19 protein-coding genes are annotated in these 18,689 nt (G+C 71.7%); 12 read left to right on the top strand and 7 right to left on the bottom strand.

Annotated elements, in window-relative coordinates; all coding sequences use genetic code 11:
• Positions 1–199: 199 nt before the first annotated feature.
• From OG245_RS01580 to OG245_RS01570, 3 genes are all read right to left on the bottom strand, one after another.
• The gene (locus OG245_RS01580; protein ID WP_371621726.1) at positions 200–2,413 is read right to left on the bottom strand and encodes a germacradienol/geosmin synthase; all 2,214 of its coding nucleotides are present in this window, start codon (positions 2,411–2,413) and stop codon (positions 200–202) included.
• A 208-nt stretch (positions 2,414–2,621) separates the two neighbouring features.
• On the bottom strand, positions 2,622–3,296 hold the full coding sequence (locus tag OG245_RS01575) for a transglycosylase SLT domain-containing protein (protein WP_371621725.1): 675 nt from the start codon (positions 3,294–3,296) through the stop codon (positions 2,622–2,624).
• A gap of 476 nt (positions 3,297–3,772) precedes the next feature.
• Entirely contained in the window at positions 3,773–4,909 is a 1,137-nt protein-coding gene (locus OG245_RS01570; RefSeq protein ID WP_371621724.1) for an aminoglycoside phosphotransferase family protein, read from the bottom strand.
• Between the two features lie 231 nt (positions 4,910–5,140).
• Between OG245_RS01570 and OG245_RS01565 the strand changes: the two genes are divergently transcribed.
• On the top strand, positions 5,141–6,631 hold the full coding sequence (locus OG245_RS01565) for a hypothetical protein (protein ID WP_371621723.1): 1,491 nt from the start codon (positions 5,141–5,143) through the stop codon (positions 6,629–6,631).
• A 53-nt stretch (positions 6,632–6,684) separates the two neighbouring features.
• Here OG245_RS01565 and OG245_RS01560 read toward each other — a convergent pair whose 3' ends face one another.
• Positions 6,685–8,112, bottom strand: coding sequence for a PP2C family protein-serine/threonine phosphatase (locus OG245_RS01560; protein WP_371621722.1), 1,428 nt, complete (start codon positions 8,110–8,112; stop codon positions 6,685–6,687).
• A 320-nt stretch (positions 8,113–8,432) separates the two neighbouring features.
• Between OG245_RS01560 and rpmG the strand changes: the two genes are divergently transcribed.
• Together rpmG and OG245_RS01550 are read left to right on the top strand one after the other, a co-directional pair.
• On the top strand, positions 8,433–8,597 hold the full coding sequence (gene rpmG / locus OG245_RS01555) for a 50S ribosomal protein L33 (protein ID WP_044369837.1): 165 nt from the start codon (positions 8,433–8,435) through the stop codon (positions 8,595–8,597).
• 76 nt (positions 8,598–8,673) lie between these two features.
• Positions 8,674–8,934 carry a type B 50S ribosomal protein L31 gene (locus OG245_RS01550; protein ID WP_371621721.1) on the top strand — a complete coding sequence of 87 codons (261 nt, stop codon included), beginning with the start codon at positions 8,674–8,676 and terminating at the stop codon, positions 8,932–8,934.
• 367 nt (positions 8,935–9,301) lie between these two features.
• On the opposite strand, the gene OG245_RS01545 is transcribed toward OG245_RS01550, so the two are convergent.
• Positions 9,302–9,802, bottom strand: coding sequence for a tetratricopeptide repeat protein (locus OG245_RS01545; RefSeq protein ID WP_371621720.1), 501 nt, complete (start codon positions 9,800–9,802; stop codon positions 9,302–9,304).
• A 148-nt stretch (positions 9,803–9,950) separates the two neighbouring features.
• Between OG245_RS01545 and OG245_RS01540 the strand changes: the two genes are divergently transcribed.
• Together OG245_RS01540 and OG245_RS01535 are read left to right on the top strand one after the other, a co-directional pair.
• Positions 9,951–10,712: a VanZ family protein gene (locus OG245_RS01540; protein WP_371621719.1), complete on the top strand. Its 762-nt coding sequence runs from the start codon at positions 9,951–9,953 to the stop codon at positions 10,710–10,712.
• Positions 10,713–10,823: 111 nt separating this feature from the next.
• On the top strand, positions 10,824–11,621 hold the full coding sequence (locus OG245_RS01535; protein ID WP_371621718.1) for a DUF4389 domain-containing protein: 798 nt from the start codon (positions 10,824–10,826) through the stop codon (positions 11,619–11,621).
• Here the strand turns inward: OG245_RS01535 and OG245_RS01530 are convergent.
• On the bottom strand, positions 11,594–12,616 hold the full coding sequence (locus OG245_RS01530; protein ID WP_371621717.1) for a helix-turn-helix transcriptional regulator: 1,023 nt from the start codon (positions 12,614–12,616) through the stop codon (positions 11,594–11,596). The two genes, OG245_RS01535 and OG245_RS01530, sit on opposite strands and share 28 nt — an antisense overlap.
• 98 nt (positions 12,617–12,714) lie before the next feature.
• Here OG245_RS01530 and OG245_RS01525 point away from each other — a divergent pair, with 98 nt between their 5' ends.
• The 6 genes from OG245_RS01525 to OG245_RS01500 all read left to right on the top strand — a co-directional run bounded on the left by OG245_RS01525 (position 12,715) and on the right by OG245_RS01500 (position 17,692).
• Positions 12,715–13,284, top strand: coding sequence for a DinB family protein (locus tag OG245_RS01525; RefSeq protein WP_371621716.1), 570 nt, complete (start codon positions 12,715–12,717; stop codon positions 13,282–13,284).
• A gap of 67 nt (positions 13,285–13,351) precedes the next feature.
• Positions 13,352–14,452, top strand: coding sequence for a winged helix DNA-binding domain-containing protein (locus OG245_RS01520; RefSeq protein WP_371621715.1), 1,101 nt, complete (start codon positions 13,352–13,354; stop codon positions 14,450–14,452).
• Positions 14,453–14,586: 134 nt separating this feature from the next.
• Positions 14,587–15,291, top strand: a complete 705-nt coding sequence (locus OG245_RS01515) for a DUF4230 domain-containing protein (RefSeq protein WP_371621714.1) — start codon at positions 14,587–14,589, stop codon at positions 15,289–15,291.
• A 274-nt stretch (positions 15,292–15,565) separates the two neighbouring features.
• A complete protein-coding gene (locus OG245_RS01510) occupies positions 15,566–16,081 on the top strand; it encodes a lytic polysaccharide monooxygenase auxiliary activity family 9 protein (RefSeq protein WP_371621713.1) in 516 nt (171 codons plus the stop codon).
• Between the two features lie 205 nt (positions 16,082–16,286).
• Positions 16,287–16,505 (top strand): hypothetical protein, encoded by a 219-nt coding sequence (locus tag OG245_RS01505; RefSeq protein WP_371627777.1) that lies wholly within the window; start codon positions 16,287–16,289, stop codon positions 16,503–16,505.
• 158 nt (positions 16,506–16,663) lie between these two features.
• Positions 16,664–17,692: an alpha/beta fold hydrolase gene (locus tag OG245_RS01500; protein ID WP_371621712.1), complete on the top strand. Its 1,029-nt coding sequence runs from the start codon at positions 16,664–16,666 to the stop codon at positions 17,690–17,692.
• On the opposite strand, the gene OG245_RS01495 is transcribed toward OG245_RS01500, so the two are convergent.
• A complete protein-coding gene (locus OG245_RS01495) occupies positions 17,652–18,023 on the bottom strand; it encodes a DUF1801 domain-containing protein (protein WP_371621711.1) in 372 nt (123 codons plus the stop codon). The two genes, OG245_RS01500 and OG245_RS01495, sit on opposite strands and share 41 nt — an antisense overlap.
• Positions 18,024–18,070: 47 nt before the next feature.
• On the opposite strand from OG245_RS01495, the gene OG245_RS01490 reads away from it, so the two are divergent.
• A complete protein-coding gene (locus OG245_RS01490) occupies positions 18,071–18,580 on the top strand; it encodes a DUF664 domain-containing protein (RefSeq protein ID WP_371621710.1) in 510 nt (169 codons plus the stop codon).
• Positions 18,581–18,689: the final 109 nt, after the last annotated feature.

Below are 18,689 nucleotides of genomic sequence, written 5' to 3'. Positions count from 1 at the left end.
TCACGATTCTCGCCATGCATGTCACGGGAGGAAACATGAGGGCGAGGAAGCGTGGCCTTCGGTCATGGCGATCGAGGACCGCATCCATTCGGCCGCGGTCCGCCGTGAGGTTTTCACGGCGGACCGCATTCCCGGAAACCGGATCTCCCGCGACGCCGCGTACGGGACTCCGTGAGCCCGGCACGATCCAGACGTGGAGTCAGACCCTGCTGCCCGCCAGTTCGGCCATCATCCGGGTCACCTGCGCCGCCGAGGTGCCCAGCCCCGTGGGGCCGCTCAGATGCCAGGGGGTGTCGTTGCCCTGTCGCAGGTCCTCCTCGCGGTAGCGGCGGCAGCCCCGGTGCCAGATCAAGATCCCCGCGATCCAGTGCTTCAGCTCCTGCACATAGCCCGCCAGAACCTCCCGTGCCTCGGCGTCCAGGCCGAAGTCGTCGTACAGCACGGGAAGTTCGACCTCGGCGACATGCAGGAACTGCCGGAGCCGCGAATTCATCAGGTCGTGCACGATCGCCACGCCGGTCGGATAGTCCACCCCGAAGAAGTTCTGCACGACCAGGACGCCGTTGTGCACCTCGCCCTCGTACTCGATCTCCTTCTGGTACGAGAAGAGGTCGTTCATCAGGCACGCGTAGTCCGCCGCCGCGTTCTCCAGGGAACGCATCGGACCACTGCGGTAGACCTCGTCCGGAACCTTCCTGCCGTGCCCGAGCCGGCACAGGCTCATCGTCAGGTCCGAACCGAACGTCGCCCGCCGCATCTCCACGTAGTCCACCGGATCGGGGATGCGGTTCTGCGCCTGGTTCGCCAGCTCCCACAGCCAGCTCTCGGTCATCGACTCGATCGCCGTCCGGAAGGCGCGCCGTCCGCTCGGATCCATCGGAGCGGACGTCCTGCGCCACAGATCGCCCAGGCTCCGCTCCAGGGCGTTCACCGGCTCCGGCGTCCCCTCGCCGTCCAGCGGCATGAACAGCGACAGCCGCTCGTTGGCGAGCCGCGCCCCCGCCAGGTCCCGGGCCCGCCCGTGCACCACCGGGAACCAGTCGTCGCCGTACGTACCCCAGGCCAGCCACCCCGAGGACAGGTCCAGCTCCTCCGGGGTCGCGTCCGGATCCAGGCCCGCCGCGCACAGCGGCAGGTCGATCGCGACGATCCGCCGCTCGTCCCAGATGTGCGAACCCGGCACGCCCGGCTGGGCCTCCAGGATGCCCATCCGCCGAGCCCAGTCGACGATCCGGACCCGCGCCCCCTCCAGATGCGGGCTCAGCGTGGTCCCGAACGGCAGGTCGAAGTCCGGCAGCAGCGAGGGGCCCACGTGCTGGTACGGCACATGGCTCTGGCTGCGGGCCCGCGCGGTCTCGGAGCGGACCGTGAACCTGATGGAGGCGGCGGACATGCCGAAGCCGGCGGCCGCCCCGCCCGCGCCTCCGCCGTTCATGTAGCGGCTGGAGCGCATGTGCCACTCGTGGCCGCCGGACTGCCAGTCCTGGAGCCCCTTGACGTACGCCAGCACGGCGGCGGCCTGGGCCGGATCCAGGCCCCTGCCGGCGCAGAGCGGGCCGAGTTCGGTCAGCGCGGTGTTCTCGAACTGCTGGAGCCGTGAGGTCAGCAGGTCGTTGACCGCCTCGGCGGCCTCCTGCGTGGAGCAGCCGAGGAACTTCTCCAGCACCAGCACGCCGTTGCTGTTCTCCCCCTCGTCCTCCACCTCACGCTGGTAGGAGAAGAGGTCGTTGCGCAGATGCACCCCGTCGGAGAACGCGTCCCGCAGAACCCGCAAGGGGCGGGCGTCGGCGACCGACGCGGGGACCTCGGCGTTCGCCGCGTACTCCACCAGCCCGGCGGACCAGGGCGCGCCGCCCACTTTGCGGCGCATCTCGATGTACTCGACGGGGTTCGCGATGCGGCCCTCGTGGATGTTGGCGAGCTCCCACAGGGACTCGTTGAGGAGGTTCTCCGTCGCCTCCGCGAACCGGGCCCGCCAGGCGTCCGACATCGAGGGGACCGTGCGGGCCCACAGATCGGCGAGCCCCGCCTCGACGGGGTTCCCGGGCTCCGGCGTCGGGGCGCCGCGCTCCATCGGCATGAAGGCCGGGAGGCGGTCGAGGTACCGCTTGCCGCCCTCCCGGTCGGGCGTGCGCTTGAACAGTTCCAGGAAGTGGTCGTCGAAGAAGAAGACCCACACATACCAGTCGGTGACCAGAGAAAGGGCCTCGGCCGAGCAGTCGGGGTGCGTGTAGGCGCACAGGAGGGCGTAGTCGTGCGCCTCCAGGTCCTTCTCCTCCCAGATGCCGGATCCCTCCAGCATCCCCATGGAGCGGGCCCACGACCTGGTGTGCGTGCGTGCCGCCTCCACATGAGGGTTGAGCCGCGCCGGATACGGAACATAGAAGTCCGGCAGTGAGAAGGGCTGTGCCATGTGCGTCAGGCCTTTCCAGAAGCCTCCGCGCGGGGAATCGCGCGGACCGGTGGTGTCCGCGCAGCACTACCCTTCGGCCACACGGAGCACGCACGACGGCGATTAGTCAGATAATCGCGGCGTTGGTGCGTGCTCGAAAGGCCTTCGTTCGGATGTCGGTCGCTCGGCAGCCGTTCGCCCAGTAGGCGTTCGCCCGGCAGCCGGTCGCTCAGTAGGCGGAGTCGACGTTGTCGATCGAGCCGTACCGGTCCGCGGCGTAGTTGGCGGCGGCGGTGATGTTGGCGACCGGGTCGGTGAGCTTCTTCTCTGTGCCCTTGACGTGGTAGGCGTCGAAGGTGGGCTGGATCACCTGGAGGAGGCCCTTGGAGGGAATGCCGTTCTGCGCGTTGATGTCCCAGTCGTTGACGGCGTTCGGGTTGCCGCTGGACTCGCGCATGATGTTGCGGTGCAGCCCCTCGTAGGAGCCGGGGATGTTCTTCTTCTCCATGATGTCGAGCGACTCGCGGATCCAGCCGTCGAGGTTGTTCGCGAACTTCTTGGGCGTGACCGCCTTGCGCTCGGTGGAGCGGTTGGCGGCCTGCTTCTCGGAGCGCTCCTCCGCGGCGTCCTTCTCCGCGGTCGCCTTGCGGGCGGCGGCGGCCTTCTTCGCGGCGGCCTCCTTGGCGGCGGTCTCCTGAGCGGCCTTCTTGGCCGCCGCGTCCTTCGCCGTGGGGATGCCTGCGGCGGCTACCGGCTCCACGGAGACGGAGGACCGGGTCGCCGTGGTCTGCGCTTCGCTCGGGCCGCCGGTGGCGGCTATGGCGCTGACGGAACCGGCCGCGACGAGCACGGCGGTGGCGATCTTGTGCGAGCGGGTGATGCGCAGGGTGGAGATGCGGGGCATGCGTGAGCTCTTCCTATGGGGGACGGGCTTCGCGGCCTTCGCGCCGCGTCGGCAGGAACCGGGATGTCCGGGCCGCGTTCGCCGGTGGGCGATCGGCGCCGACTCGTACTCGGTGCTTGCCGGGATCCATGGTTAGCGGGCACCGACATAGGAAGCAATGACCGCCTTTACTACTCTTCATCGTGAGATGCCAATTTATGAGCCATATGGGCGGTTCGTTACGCCGGACGGGAGGGCTCACGCCTCCTACCGGAGGTCGTAGGTGACGTGGGTCTCGTGGCGGGCCTCACCCGCGCGGGACCCCGGGGCGGCACAGGGTCAACGCCCGGTCACGGGGAGGTGCGGCCCGGAACGCACAACAGCGCGCCGCGGGACCGGTGTGTCGGCACCGGTCCCGCGGCGCGCTTCTTCTTCACAGTGGTCTCGTCACTGTGGTCCTTGTCGGGCGGGCCGTATCCCCGCTTCCTCGTCCGGTCTCAGCGTGTGCCGACCGCGGCCCGCACCGCCCGCCGCGCCATGGCGCAGTCGTCGTGCAGCCTCCGGAGCAGCAGCCGCTGCTCCTCGCCCGAGGAGAGCGCGCCGGGCCGGTCGGCCCCCGCTCCCACCGCGGGCGCTTCGCGCATGGTGCGCTGGACCGCCGTCTCGTAGTTACGGATCTCGCGGGTCAGCACCAGCATCAGGTTCACCAGGAACGCGTCCCGTGCGGCCGGCCCTCTGGCCTGCGCCAGCTGGCTGATCTGGCGGCGCGCCACCGGGGCGTCGCCCAGCACCGCCCACAACGTCGCCAGGTCGTACCCCGGGAGATACCAGCCCGCGTGCTCCCAGTCGACGAGCACCGGCCCGGTCGGCGACAGCAGGATGTTGGAGAGCAGGGCGTCCCCGTGGCAGAACTGGCCCATGCCCTGCCTGCCGCCCGCGTGGGCCAGACCGTGCAGCAGCTTCTGCAGGTCACCGAGGTCACGGTCGGTGAACAGACCGAGCTCGTGGTAGCGCGCGATCCGCGACGCGTAGTCGAGCGGCGCCTCGAACAGTCCGGGCGGCGGCCGCCAGGCGTTCACCCGGGCGATAGCTCCGAGCGCGGCCCTGATGTCGGCCCGCGGCGGCGCCTCCGCCGGGTGCCGGGTGAGGGCGGCGACCCGGCCGGGCATCCGCTCGATCACCAGCGTGCAGTTCTCCGGATCCGCCGCGATCAGCCGGGGCACCCGAACCGGGGGGCGGTGCCGGACGAACGCGCGGTATGCCGCTATTTCGTGCCGGAACCGCTCGGTCCACGCCGGCGAGTGGTCCAGTAAACACTTCGCGACGGCGGTGGCCCGCCCGGTGGTTCCGACGATCAGGACCGAACGGCCGCTGCGGCGCAGTACCTGGACCGGGTTGAACTCGGGGCAGATGCGCTGCACGGAGGCGATGACCATCCGCACCTGCGCGCCCTGGGGCCCGGACAGGTCGATCCTTCCGCTGAGCGGTCCGGCGCCCGGTCCCGCGGCCCGTCGGGCCCGGCCCGGACCCTGTGCCGGTGCGCCGGCGTGAGGAGCGAGATAGGGCCCGCCGCCCGCGCCCATCGGGCGGAGCGGACGGGGCGGGGCGGACACGGAGGACGATGCTGTGTACATGGGCGAGACAGATCCCTTCGTGCGCCGACAAGGTACGTGCGCCAACCCGGCCGACGGCCGTTCGGCACCCTGGGGAGTACCTAGGGCTGCCGGGCGGGGTGGCGCTTTCCTACCTGACACCGGAGCGCGGGTGGCAGACCATCTGGCGGACCCTGGCGAACCCTGGCGAATAGTCACAGCGCATCTGACAGGGGGTTAGTGTCAAGTCAGCCGAGAACCTGGGGGCTTGAAGTGACCGGAGAACCCAACACCCGCCTTTCTGACCTGTTCGGCCTGGCCGGCTGGTCCAAGGGCGAACTCGCGAGAATGGTGAACCGGCAGGCGGCGGCCATGGGCCATCCGCAGCTGGCCACCGACACCTCGCGGGTCAGGCGCTGGATCGACATGGGGGAGTCCCCCCGTGATCCCGTGCCCGAAGTGCTGGCGGCTCTGTTCACCGAGCGGCTCGGCCGTGTCGTGACCATCGAGGACCTCGGGTTCGGCCGACGCGGGCGTGTGGGGAAGCGGCGTGACTCCGGGACGGAAGACGATCCCGATCAATTGCCGTGGGCGCCCGAGCGGACGGCAGCGGTCCTCACCGAATTCACGGGAATGGACCTCATGCTCAACCGACGTGGCTTGGTGGTGGGTGCGGGCGCCGCGCTCACCGCCGGCTCCACCATCGCCGGCCCCATGCGCGACTGGCTGCACAGCGACCCCGCTCCGGCCGCCGACGCCCCACGTGCCAACGATCCCCTGCACGCCGACACAGCCGGTCTCGACCGGTACGAGGCCGCACCGGTCGGCTCCGAGGAGATCGAGGCCCTGGAGCATTCGGTCGAGGTGTTCCGCGCCTGGGACGCCTCCCGGGGCGGCGGACTCCAGCGCAAGGCCGTCGTGGGCCAGCTCAACGAGGTGGGCGGCATGCTCGCCTACCGTCACCCCGACCATCTCCAGCGCCGTCTGTGGGGCGTCGCGGCCAACCTCGCCGTCCTGGCGGGCTGGATGTCCCACGACGTCGGCCTCGAACCCACCGCCCAGAAGTACTTCGTCATCGCCGCCCACGCGGCCCGCGAGGGCGGCGACCGGCCGCGCGCCGGAGAGGCGCTCTCCCGGGCGGCACGCCAGATGGTGCACCTGGGCCGCCCCGACGACGCACTCGACCTGATGAAGCTCGCCAAGTCCGGATCCGGCGACGAGACCCTGCCCCGTACGCAGGCGATGCTGCGCACCATCGAGGCCTGGGCCCAGGCGTCGATGGGGCGCGGACAGGCCATGCGGCGCACCCTCGGCGAGGCCGAGGAGCTCTTCACCTCGGACAAGAGCGATGTGCCGCAGCCCAGTTGGATGCAGATGTTCGACGAGGCCGATATGCACGGGATGCAGGCACTGGCCTTCCGTACCCTGGCCGAGCACGAGCAGGGCGCCGCGATCATCGCCCAGCGCCACGCCAAACAGGCGCTGGAGCTGCGGGACAAGGATCGCCGGCGGTCGAAGATCTTCGACTACATCTCGCTGGCCTCGGCCTGCTTCATCGCCAACGACCCCGAACAGGCCGACCGGTACGCCCGGCTCGCGCTGGTGTCGATGGGGGAGACCTCCTCGCACCGCACCTGGGACCGGCTCCGCGAAATGTACCGGCTCACCGGTCAGTTCGCCGGATACGCGGGGATCCAGGATCTGCGCGAGGAGATCGAGCTGTCGATGCCGAGCCAGAAGAAGGCCAAGGACACGCGGATCTGACCCCCGGCAGCGTCACTTCGCGCTCACTCACGCCCTGACACGTCCGCGCTTCCTCACGCTCCGATGCGGGCGACCAGCACGCACGCGTCGTCCGGGCGCTCGGTCCCGCCGAACTCCTCGACGACGCTCCGGACGCACTCCTGTGCCGTCCGGGCCTCTGCGAACCGAGGGGCGAGGGCGAGCAACGCCTCCGGGCCCGCACCCCGGTCGCCGCGTCGTGCCAGGCCGTCGGTGTGCAGGACGAGCACGTCACCCGGGCACAGCCGTACCTCGTCCTGCTCGAAGACGACGTTGGACGCGGCACCGAGCAGCATCCCGTCCGGCGGGGGCAGGGGCCGTCCCGAACCATGGCGGAAGAGCAGCGGTGCGGGATGTCCGGCCTGCGCCCAGGACAGAACGGAGGTGGCGGGGTCGAAGCGGCAGCACAGGGCGCTGCCCAGCGCGGGCTGCACCGACGTTTCGAGCACCTGGTTGAGGTGCCCCATCAGCGCGCCCGGCTCGATGCCGGCGACGGCCATGCCGCGCAGCGCTCCCAGCATCATCGCCATCGCCGAGGTGGCGGGGATGCCGTGCCCGGTGAGGTCGCCGACGGTGAGGAGGGTGCGTCCGTCCGGCAGTTCCATGGCGTCGTACCAGTCGCCGCCGATGAGGCCGCTCGACTCGGAAGGGAGGTAGTGCGCGGCGATGTCCAGGGCGCCGGGGCCCTGCGTCGGGAGCCGCAGCGATCCGCGCCACGGGGGCAGGACGGCCTCCTGGAGCTCCACGGCCATGCGGTGCTCGGTGCGCTCGATGTGCTCCTCGCGCCGCACCGACGCGCGGTTCCTGCTCACGGCCTGCTCGCTGCGGCGCAGCTCGCTGACGTCCCGCAGGACCGCCCACATGGAGGCGGTGCAGCCCTCGGCGTCGAGGACCGGCTCGCCCGTCATGTGCAGCGTGCGTGTACGGCCGTCGGGCCGCACGATACGGAACTCGCCGTCCATCGGCCGGCCGTCGACGAGGCAGCCCGTCACCATGGCGGTCAGCGCCGGCTGGTCCTCCGGCAGCAGGACGGACGGCAGGTCGTCCAGGGAGAGGGGTGTGGACCCGGGCGGCCTGCCGAAGATCTCGTACAGCTCCTCGGACCAGCTGGACTCGTCGGTGAGGAGGTTCCACTCGGCGCTGCCCACCCGGTTCAGCAGGGAACCGGCCGCTGGCTCGTCCGGGACCCCGACGGCCCGGGGGACGTCGTCGGGGCTCCGGTCCGGCAGGCCCGCCCGGAGCTGTCCCAGATGCTCGTCGAGGTTGTCCAGGTGCTGCACGGCGAGCTCGCACAGAGCGTGCTGCCAGCGTCTCTGGGGGTCGTCCTCGTCGAACACGACGGCGTCCCGCCGTACGGCGTCCACGTCCCCCCGCAGCCGACGCGTCCGGTGGATCAGGGCGTCGACGGCGTCGGGCGCGGGCGCCTGTGGTGCGGGGCGGTCCGCGAAGAGGGGGGACGGCATCTCGTACTCCGATACGGGCGCGGCCTAGCCGGTTCTGAAGGGTGGACCGCTACCGACTGTCGCACAGGGCCGGGCGAGCCGTAAGGGATTTGGCAACACTCGATGCGTTCTTGCGTCTGGCATATGCCAGCGGCTCTCCGAGGCGGTGGCGATCCGAACAGGCTTACGGATGACGGCAGTTGACGGCGCGCTGCGGAGTGCGGGGCGTGGTGGGCATCGGGCGGGAATGCCGGGGGAGTGGCTCGTGTTACCTCACCAGAACGAAAACGAATCCCATTCTCGATAGGAGAGCGGGGTCGGCAGAGGCAGAAGGAGGCGCCATGGCGCGCAGTGAGACCAGGCCGGTCGTCACTCTCCGGTCCACCGTGGGCACGGGCCGGAGCTATGTGACACGCAAGAACCGTCGCAACGACCCCGACCGGCTGGAGCTCCGCAAGTTCGACTCCGCGGTCGGGCGGCACGTCCTGTTCCGTGAGGTCCGCTGACCGTCCGGAAGCGGTCCACGCCCCGCACGTCCCCCTTGTACGTCACCGCTGTCCGCGGTGAGGAAGGAACGCATCGATGAAGTCCCGAATCCACCCCGTCTCCCGTCCCGTGGTCTTCCGCGACCGCGCGGCCGACGTCGCCTTCCTGACCCGTTCGACCGCCGACTCCGGCGAGCGCGTGGCGTGGGAGGACGGCAACACCTATCCCGTCATCGACGTGGAGACCTCCTCGGCGAGCCATCCGTTCTACACCGGCGGCGGCCAGGTGCTCGACACGGCGGGCCGCGTCGAGCGGTTCCGGCGCCGCTACGGCACCGGCGAGACGCCCGCGAGCTGACCGAACGAGCGCTGACCAGGCGGGACGCCCGGGATTCCGTGCCATGGATCACATCCGTGGGGGCGGACTCCCGGGAAGGACCCGGGATGGTTTATCGTTCATCTATACGTGGGAGTGAGAGGGGCGGTGTCCCCGGGCCACACCAGCAGCCCACGGGGAAGATCGCACCGGCCAACCCCGTGGAGCCCTCCGCCGAGAGGCGACCGCCCTTCACCCCGCACATGAGCCGCCCCGGCTGGATTCCCCCGATCCGGCCGGGGCTTCCCCCTGTCCGGCGCCGTGAGCGCCGCACAGGAAGACGGACACGCGCCCGCCGCGCCGGAGTCCGCGGACGGCGGGAGCGGCGCGGCGCACGGCCCCGCACGGGTCACTCGATCTCGTCGAGGTCCTTCGCGTAGTGCTCGATCGCCCGCCGGTACCGCTGGACGTACGGGTCCTGGCTGGTCGCGGCCGTCAGCTCCAGCAACAGCCGCATCGCCTCATGGTGCTCGTCGGTGTTGTACAGGGCCATCGCCAGGAACGTCCGGAGCGAGCCGTCGTCCGGGAACTCCCCGACGCCCCGGCGCAGCGTCTCCACCGCCTGCCCGTACCGCCCGAGGGTCCGGTACGTACTGCCCAGCCCCAGGAGCGCCCCGCGCCGGTCCTCCGCGGCCAGCTCCGGATGGGCCAGAGCGCGCTCGTAGTAGGGCACCGCCTCCGACTCCAGGCCCAGCACGTCATGGATCCACGCCGTCCGGTAGGCGACCTCCGCGTCGTCGGGGTGCTCGGCGGTCAGGGCGAGAAGCCGCTCGCGCGCCTCCTCGGGCCTGCCCTCCGTACGCAGCCGGTCGGCCTCGTCCATCAGGTCCCTCTTATTGCGTGCGCTCATGCCGCACATCGTCGCAGGCGGGCGTGGACGTCGCGTGGAATTTTCGCTCCACGGTGCCGTCCGGGCGTGTGGTCCGGCCGGTCGGGGGCATCCGTCGCCCATGACAGCAGAGGCGAATCCCCCTACACGCCAGGGGACATGGGTACGTGTGCTGGTGCGCGGGGCGGTCCTGACGGTGGCGCTGCTGGGACTGGTGGCCTTCTCCGTCCTCCTGGCCAAGGTGACGCTCACGCCCTCACCGGCCTCCGAGGACCTCGTCACCTCCAATCTCCGCCCCGGGCGCTCGCTGCGCCAGTACGCCGAGGACTACACCTTCCTCGCCGCGTGCAAACAGGCGGGCGGAAACCTGCTGCTCGGCGTGCCGTTCGGACTCCTGCTGCCGTTCTTCGTGCCACGGCGCCTCCGCATGATCCGTACGACGCTGCTGACCGCCCTCGCCATGGTCGTCGTCGAACTGATCCAGGGGGCCCTGGTCGAGGGGCGCGCCTTCGACATCGACGACGTCATCCTCAACACGACGGGCGCGCTGCTCGGGTACTTCGTGCTGGGCCGCCGGATCAGCCACCGCTACTACACCTACACCGAGGACAAGGGCTCCCCGGGCCCGAAGGCGGAGGAGCCCGCGGCAGAGCCGCGGCGCACGCCGAAGCCGGCCGGCCGCACGGAGGACTCCGACGCGAAGGCCGCCCTCACGAAGGACTCCCGTACGAAGGGCTCCACGGCGACCGCCGCCACGAAGGCCGCCCGTACCGAGGCAGGACAACGGGCCCGGCCGAAGCCGGCGGCCGCGACTCCGGCGAAGGAGCGCGGCTCCCGCGCCGGGAAGCCCGACGGCCCGGCGAGCGGCGGGCGGAACACCGCGGGATCCGGCGCCGTCCGCGGCCTGCTCGGCCGCCTCCGCGGGCGCTGAGCCGGGCACCCGTTCGGGCCGGGCCGTTTGCGGGCGGCCCGGCCCGGACGCACGGTGGGGACACGTCCTGCGCGCGGATGCCGTACGGATCCCCTGCCGAGGAGGAGCGACATGGCCGAAGGCCAGTGGAGCCCGGGTCGCACGGAGCCGGACGCGGACGAGTTCCGGCCCGTCCTGGACATCGTCGAACCGGCCCGCCAGCGACGGCTGACCGTGTTCTTCCGACTGCTGCTGCTCGTCCCGCACTTCATCGTGCTGTTCGTCCTGCACATCGCGGCGTTCTTCACCGTGATCGTCGGCTGGTTCGCCGCCCTGGTGCTGGGACGGCTGCCCGACCCCGTCTTCCGCTTCCTGACCGGTGTCCTCGGCTACGACATGCGCGTCTCGGCCAGCGACATGCTGCTCATCGACCGCTACCCGCCCTTCGCCCTGACCCCGCCGGCCGACTACCCGGTGCGGATCGAGGTGCGGCCCACCCCGCTCAACCGCCTCGCGGTGCTGTTCCGCGTCTTCCTGATGATCCCGGCCGCGATCGTGCAGAGCCTCGCCGTGTACGGGTGGTGGGCGCTGGCGTTCGTCTGGTGGCTGATCACGCTGTGCCTCGGCCGGATGCCCCGGCCGCTGTTCGAGGCGACGGCGGCCACCCTGCGCTACCGGATGCGGTTCTCCGCGTACGTCATGATGCTCACCCCCGCCTACCCCAAGGGGCTGTTCGGCGACGACGACCTCGCCGTGGCCCCGGAGCGGTCGCGCTCCGCCACCCGCCCGCTGGTCCTGAGCAGCGCCGCCACATGGCTCGTGGTGCTGTTCCTGGCGCTGGGCCTGGCGGGCCACATCGCCTCGTCCGTGACCGCTTCGACGTCCGACGACATCGACGACACCTACGACACACGTCTTGTGGGCTCCTGAGGGCCGCCGCGCCCCGCCCCCGCCGCGTCGGCGTACCGGCGGGCCAAGAGGGCGAAGGCGTCCCTGAGGTCGTCGGGCCCGACGACCTCCATGCCCACGTCGAACCTGCCGAGTTCGGCGGCGAGGCCCGGCCACGACCAGGCGCCCAGGACCACCCGGCAGCGGTCCGGACCGTGCTCCTCGACCACCCCGTCGCGGACGTGGCCGGCCACCGCGGAGGCCGGCGCGTCGAGGATCACCTCGCCGCGGCAGGGCCACGCGCCGGGGGCGTCGGAGCCCTGGAACCGGGCGGCGACGAAGGCGGCCACATCACCGCCCGGCACCTCGCGCGGCGTGAACCTCGGGCCCGTGGGAGTGCGCGGGGTGATCCGGTCCGCGCGGAAGGTCCGCCAGTCCTCGCGATCCAGGTCCCAGGCGACGAGATACCAGCGCCCGCCCCAGGTGACCAGGCGGTGCGGCTCCACCCGCCGCACGGCGGGCGGGGCCTCGGCGGCGTCCGGCGCGTACGCGGGGGAGTGGTCGAAGCGCAGCACCTCGCGGGCGTGCACGGCGGTGCTCAACGCCACGAGCACCCGCGGATCGGCCTGCGGCCGCGGCGGGCCTCCCGTGCGTTCGACGGCGGTGACCCGCAGCGCGTCGACGCGGTGGCGCAGCCGGTCGGGCATGACCTGCCGGACGGTGGTGAGCGCGCGGGCGGCGGCCTCCCCGATCCCGGCGCCGGTCGCGGCGGCGGTCCGCAGCGCGACGGCGAGCGCGACGGCCTGGTCGTCGTCGAACAGCAACGGCGGCAACCGGGCGCCCGCGTCCAGCCGGTATCCGCCGTCGGGCCCCTTGGACGCCGCGATGGGATAGCCCAGCTCCCGCAGCCGGTCGACGTCACGCCGCACCGTGCGCCGGCTGACCTCCAACCGCTCGGCCAGCAGCGGGCCCGGCCAGTCCCGGCGGGTCTGGAGCAGGGAGAGGAGAGCCAGCAGTCGCGCTGAAGTCTTCGGCATGGCGCCAGTATGAGCCGAGAAGAGGACACATCCTGACCTCTTCCCTTGAGATGGTTGACCCGTACCGCACGACAGGAACACCGGAAGGCCCGATCACGATGACCACGCACCCCACCTCCCCCGACGCCGAGCGCACCGACCTGCTCGCCGCCCTCGCGGACGCCCGGACCGCCCTGATCCGCTCGGTCGAGGGCCTCGGCGACGAGCAGGCCGGTGAGCGCCCCACCGTCAGCGCGCTGTGCCTGGGCGGCCTCGTCAAGCACGTCACGGCCATGGAGGAGAACTGGCTGAAATTCGCGACCGAGGGCCCGTCGGCGATGTCCTTCGCCCTGCCCGAAGGAGTCACCTGGGACGATCTGGCGGCCGGCACCGCCGTCGAGTACCCGAAGTGGGCGATCGAGCGGGAGAAGGAGTTCCGGATGCTGCCCGGCGAGACGACGGCCGGGGTCCTCAGCGCCTACGCGGAGGTCGCCGCCCGCAGCGAGAGGATCATCCTCGCGGTCCCCGACCTCTCGGCGACCCACCCGCTCCCCGAGGCGCCCTGGAACGAACCGGGCGCCGAGTGGAGCGTGCGGCGGGTGCTGACCCACGTCGTCACCGAGACGGCCCAGCACGCCGGGCACGCGGATATCCTGCGCGAGACGCTCGACGGGCGGCGGGCGACCTGACCGCAGGCGCATCGCGCGAGGACGCGCGGAATCCGACGGCAGGCGACCGAGAAGGAGAGACCACACGGTGACCGTCCTCGACAACAGGGCGCTCAACCGCGCCATGCTGGCCCGCCAACTGCTGCTCGACCGGGCCGATCTGCCGGTCGTGGACGCCGTGGCCCACCTCTGCGGCCTCCAGGCGCAGGAACCGCAGGAGCCCTTCGTCGGGCTCTGGTCCCGGCTGACCGCCTTCGATCCGGCGGTCCTCTCGGACCTGCTGACCCGGCGGAGCGTGGTGCGCACCCACCTCATGCGACGCACGGTCCACCTCGTCACCGCCGACGATGTCCTCGCCTGGCGGTCCCGCCACGACGCGATGCTGCGCCAACGCGTGCTCGGCGTCTACCGCGACGACCTGAGAGAGGTCGACCTCGACGCGCTCGCCGCGGACGCCCGGGAGCTGATGGCCGACGGCGAACCCCGTACCGCGGCCGGGATCGTCGCCGCGCTTGCCGGGCGCTGGCCCGGCCCGGGGCCCCGACCGCTGGGCGAGGTGGTGGTCGCCGCCCTCGTCCCCATGGCGCAGGCGCCGCCCCGGGGGCTGTGGCGCGCGAAGGGCGGGGTGCGCAACGTCGCCCTCTCCTCCTGGCTGGGCCGCCCGGTCGACCCGCCCGCACCCGACGGCGCCGACCCGGTCGGCCGGGCGCTGGTCCGGCGCTATCTTGCCGCCCACGGACCGGCCGCGACGGCCGACCTGCGCGCCTGGTCCGGGCTGGCCGGACTGCCCGGCGCGGTGGCCGCCGTCCGCGACGAGCTGGTCGGCTTCCGCGACGAGCGGGGACGGGAGCTGCTCGACCTGCCCGACGCGCCGCGCCCGGACCCGGACACTCCCGCCCCGGTGCGGTTCCTGCCGGCCTTCGACAACGCGATCCTCGGCTATCAGGACCGCGGCCGGATCATCGACGACGCCCACCGCGGCCTCTCGGTCGCCGGCGAGCGCGTCGTGCTGGTCGACGGCCGCGTGGCGGCCACCTGGCGCGTCATCGACGAGGCCGTCACGGTGGAACCCCTGCACGCGTTCTCCCGGTCCGACCGCGACGCGGTGGCCGACCAGGGGAGGGAGCTGGCGTCGTTCCTGACCGACGGCGTGAGCGATCGCGTACGGGTGGCCGCCGCGCCGCGCTGAGCGCACCCGGCCCGCCGGGCAGCCGCCCTCGTGTCTGCCCGGTCGTACCGGAACGGGCCTATTTTGTACGGTGGTTCCTTCCGGATCCGGGAGCAGCCGGACTGAAACCACCGGTCGCGGGTCACACGGTGAACATGACGTCCAGCGACGTAACCACAGAGCCCGCGCCGCACGGCGACAGCAAGCGCGACACCCGCCGCTCCCGTAGGTGGCCGATGGTCCTCGGGGCCGCCGCGGCCGTGCTGGTCCTGCTGTTCGCAGGCAGCCGGCTCAGCCTGCTGCCGGGACTCGACGACCTCTTCGGCGAGGAGACCCACGACCGTTCGGGCCCCGCCGTGCTCAAGTCGATCCAGGACATGAGCGCGTACGAGGCCGCCTCGGGCAACTTCCAGGTCGTCGTCGATCTGGAGAAGGACGCGAAGTTCGTCCCCGACGCCCTGCGCGGCACCCGCACCCTGTTCGTCGGTGCGGGCACGGTCGGCGCCTCCGTCGACCTGGGCAAGGTCACCGGGAGCGGCGTCGTGGTGAACGAGGACCGCACCACCGCCGAACTCCGCCTGCCGCACGCGGTGCTGGGCAAGCCGGCCCTCGATCCCGACCGGTCCTACGCGGTGTCCAAACAGCGCGGTCTCCTCGACCGGCTGGGCGACCTCTTCTCCGACAATCCCGGCAGTGAGCAGGCGGTCAACAAGCTCGCCGTCCACCACATCTCGGAAGCGGCGAAGGAGAGCGAACTGACCGCCCGCGCGGAGAAGAACACCGCCGACATGCTGAAGGGACTGCTCGGCTCCCTCGGCTTCGAGCGCGTCACGGTCCGATACGTCGACGACCAGGGATGATCGCGTCGCACGGGCGGCCGCGCGGGATGCGCGTGCCGCCCGCGCGGCTCGGAGCGGCGGGCCGCCCTCCCCTCATCGCCCTTGACGTGAACGCGTCCGTGGGTATGGTCTAGTCCAAGTGCAAGGCCTTTCCGGACACCTGGCATCAGGCTTGTCCGGTAAGGGACTTGCAGCCCTTCGCGCCTCGTTGGCCCCACACTCGCGAGGCCTCGCCGTCGAAGCCGGGCCCCCCACGGCCCGCCACCGCGCGGTGCGGTCTCTGTGAAGGAGAAGCATGCACACGAAGAGGAAGACCGCTCTCGCCGTCGGCGCCATGCTCGCCCCGGTCCTCGCCCTGAGCCTCCCGGCGAGCTCCGCCAGTGCCCACGGCTACATCTCCAACCCGCCGAGCAGGCAGGCGCAGTGTGCCGCGGGCACGGTCAGCTGTGGTGCGATCACGTACGAACCGCAGAGCGTCGAGGGCCCCAAGGGGCTCACCAGCTGCAGCGGCGGAAACAGCGGCTTCGCCGAGCTGGACGACGACTCCAAGGGCTGGTCGGTCACCCCGGTGAACCGTTCCCAGCAGTTCCAGTGGAAGCTCACCGCACGCCACTCGACCAGCACCTGGCAGTACTTCGTCGGCGGCCAGAAGATCGCCGAATTCGACGACGGCGGCGCGCAACCCGGCGCGACCGTGACCCACCAGGTCGACTTCGGCAACAAGACCGGCAAGCAGAAGGTCCTCGCCGTCTGGAACGTCGCGGACACCCCGAACGCCTTCTACGCCTGCATCGACGTCAACGTCAGCTAGGCGCCGCGTCGGTCGGGCTCCACGGCCCTCCGTCCACCACGCCCCGGTCGCGCATCGTCGCGGCCGGGGCGCGGTGCTGTTCGCGGTGGCCGGAAAGCGGCATGGCGCGGAAGCCTCGGGTAGTCGAGCCCGGCGGTGATGCCGAGCGCGGCCAGTACGGTACGCATGCGGTTCATTCAGAAGTCCCCTCGGGCACTGATGATCAATCAGGACGGCTGACGTCGAGGCGCGGATCCCCGGCGGCTACTACCGGATCGAAGGTGTCCACGAGCCCGCTCCCACCCCGCCGGACTTCCTCTTCGTCCGGCGGGGCGAGGGCGGTTGCTGGGAGACCGGGGCGTTCGAGCGCGGCGCCTACGAAGTCCTCGCCCAACACCCGGACGAGGCCGCCGCCTGCGCCCACCTGCTGAGCCTGCTCGTCTGAAGCCGATCCCCGCCCCATTGTTTTGCCGGAACGGCAAATATCCTTGTCCGTGCGGTCGTACCGGCCGAATGATCGTGAGCGGGCGGCAGGGCTCCTGCCCGGCCGCCCGTCGAAGCGTCACGACCGCCCCGCCCGCACGGGGCGCCCGAGGAGGATCCATGCCGGAGCCCGCCCCCGTACCCACGCCGTCCGCAGACCGGGCCGCCCGCCCCTCCATCCTCCTGCCCGGCGCGACGCACCGGACGGTCGACGTCCCCGGCGGCCGGATCCACTGCGTCGAACAGGGCACGGGCCCCCTCGTGCTCCTCGTCCACGGCTTCCCCGAGTCCTGGTACTCCTGGCGCCACCAGCTCCCCGCCCTGGCGGCCGCCGGATACCGGGCCGTCGCCGTCGACGTACGCGGCTACGGACGCTCCTTCGCCCCCGCCGCCGTCGACGCCTACCGCATGCTCGCCCACGTCGCCGACAACACCGCCGTCGTCCACGCCCTCGGCGAGGAGACCGCCACGGTCGTCGGACACGACTGGGGCTCGCCCATCGCCGCGAACAGCGCCCTGCTCAGGCCGGACGTCTTCACGTCGGTCGCGCTGCTGAGCGTCCCGTACGCGCCCCGGGGAGGCCCCCGCCCCACCGACGGCTTCGCGGGCATCGGGGGCGAGGAGGAGTTCTACGTCAGCTACTTCCAGACCCCCGGCCGCGCCGAGGCGGAGATCGAGCCCGACGTACGCGGCTGGCTCGCCGGCTTCTACGCGGGTCTGACCGGAGGCACGCTCGCCCCCGCCGACCACGGCAGGCTCTTCTTCGTGCCCACTGGTGGGCGGATGGCCGACCGGTTCCCCACCGGCCTGCTCCCCGGCTGGCTCGACGAACGGGACCTCGACGTCTACGCCGAGGAGTTCGAGCGCACCGGACTGACCGGCGCGCTCAACCGCTACCGCAACGTCGACCGGGACTGGGAGGACCTCGCCGCCTGGGACGGAACACCCGTCACCCAGCCCTCGATCTTCATCGGCGGCGCCCTGGACGCCTCCACCACCTGGATGTCCGACGCCATCGACGCCTACCCGCGGACCCTCCCCGGTCTGTCCGCCGCCCACATCCTCGAAGGCTGCGGCCACTGGATCCAGCAGGAACGCCCCGACGAGGTCAACCGCCTGCTGACCGACTGGCTGCACGGCCTGCGCTGAGGGCCGCCCGGGCCGCGACGCCCCCGCGTCCGCGGGCCGCCGCCGTCGCCCGCAGCAGATCGCGGACGAGTGCGAAGTCGATCCTCCCCGGGTCGCGGAAGCGCAGGCAGCCCTTGCCCATATCGTGGGAGGCCAGCCGGTCCGTGAACGCGTCGCGTACGTCCGTACGCATCAGGTAGAACGAGATGTACTGCTTCTGGTCGGCGAAGGCGATCTCGCCCGTCCCGTCCCGCTCGTAGGCGGGCATGCCGTACGCCATCACCTCGCCGAACCCCGTCAGCTCCTCCCGGCACAGCGCGCGCAGCGCCGTGAGCGCGGCCCGGCGGGCCACGGTGTGTCGCGCCCGGGAGCCGAGGGCCCCGGGGCGATGGTGGACGGATGAACACCGCAGGCATGCTGGCCGAAGCGTTCGACCGGGTCGCGGAAGCGGTCCACGCGGCGGTCGAAGGACTCACACCCGACGACCTCAACGCCCGCGTCGACGCGGGGGCGAACTCCATCTCCTGGCTGGTCTGGCACCTCACCCGCGTCCAGGACGACCACATCGCCGACGTCACCGGAACCGGACAGATCTGGCTCACCGAAGGCTGGGCGAACACCTTCGCGCTCCCGTTCGAGGAGACGGCGACGGGCTACGGACACCGTGCCGACGAGGTCGCCGCCGTCCGCGTGGACTCCGCCGGACCCCTCCTCGGCTACTTCGACGCCGTGCACGAGCGGACCCTGGACTTCGTCGCGGGACTGGAGGGCCACGCGCTGGACCGGATCGTCGACGAGGGCTGGTCACCCCCGGTGACGCTCGGGGTCCGGCTGATCAGCGTCATCGCCGAGGACCTCCAGCACGCGGGCCAGGCCGCCTTCGTCCGAGGGATGCTGGAACGCGCCTGAGGACCGGTGGAGGGACCGGCGGCGGAACCGGGCTGTCGCACACCCGTGCGTACTCCTACCGGCGGTGCCATACTCGAAAGAAGTCGGCTGGACAGGCTTGCCATCGTCC

The organism is Streptomyces sp. NBC_01116 (assembly GCF_041435495.1).
In the GTDB taxonomy this organism is placed as follows: domain Bacteria; phylum Actinomycetota; class Actinomycetes; order Streptomycetales; family Streptomycetaceae; genus Streptomyces.
Note: the sequence above shows the minus strand (reverse complement) of the source record. Positions and strands in the feature narration are given on the sequence as shown.

Bases quoted from the DNA above. Each gene is read 5' to 3' on its own strand.
- OG245_RS01580 (WP_371621726.1), bottom strand. From the start codon at position 2,413: ATGGCACAGCCCTTCTCACTGCCGGACTTCTATGTTCCGTATCCGGCG.
- OG245_RS01575 (WP_371621725.1), bottom strand. From the start codon at position 3,296: ATGCCCCGCATCTCCACCCTGCGCATCACCCGCTCGCACAAGATCGCC.
- OG245_RS01570 (WP_371621724.1), bottom strand. From the start codon at position 4,909: ATGTACACAGCATCGTCCTCCGTGTCCGCCCCGCCCCGTCCGCTCCGC.
- OG245_RS01560 (WP_371621722.1), bottom strand. From the start codon at position 8,112: ATGCCGTCCCCCCTCTTCGCGGACCGCCCCGCACCACAGGCGCCCGCG.
- rpmG (WP_044369837.1), top strand. From the start codon at position 8,433: ATGGCGCGCAGTGAGACCAGGCCGGTCGTCACTCTCCGGTCCACCGTG.
- OG245_RS01550 (WP_371621721.1), top strand. From the start codon at position 8,674: ATGAAGTCCCGAATCCACCCCGTCTCCCGTCCCGTGGTCTTCCGCGAC.
- OG245_RS01545 (WP_371621720.1), bottom strand. From the start codon at position 9,802: ATGAGCGCACGCAATAAGAGGGACCTGATGGACGAGGCCGACCGGCTG.
- OG245_RS01535 (WP_371621718.1), top strand. From the start codon at position 10,824: ATGGCCGAAGGCCAGTGGAGCCCGGGTCGCACGGAGCCGGACGCGGAC.
- OG245_RS01530 (WP_371621717.1), bottom strand. From the start codon at position 12,616: ATGCCGAAGACTTCAGCGCGACTGCTGGCTCTCCTCTCCCTGCTCCAG.
- OG245_RS01525 (WP_371621716.1), top strand. From the start codon at position 12,715: ATGACCACGCACCCCACCTCCCCCGACGCCGAGCGCACCGACCTGCTC.
- OG245_RS01515 (WP_371621714.1), top strand. From the start codon at position 14,587: ATGACGTCCAGCGACGTAACCACAGAGCCCGCGCCGCACGGCGACAGC.
- OG245_RS01510 (WP_371621713.1), top strand. From the start codon at position 15,566: ATGCACACGAAGAGGAAGACCGCTCTCGCCGTCGGCGCCATGCTCGCC.
- OG245_RS01500 (WP_371621712.1), top strand. From the start codon at position 16,664: ATGCCGGAGCCCGCCCCCGTACCCACGCCGTCCGCAGACCGGGCCGCC.
- OG245_RS01490 (WP_371621710.1), top strand. From the start codon at position 18,071: ATGAACACCGCAGGCATGCTGGCCGAAGCGTTCGACCGGGTCGCGGAA.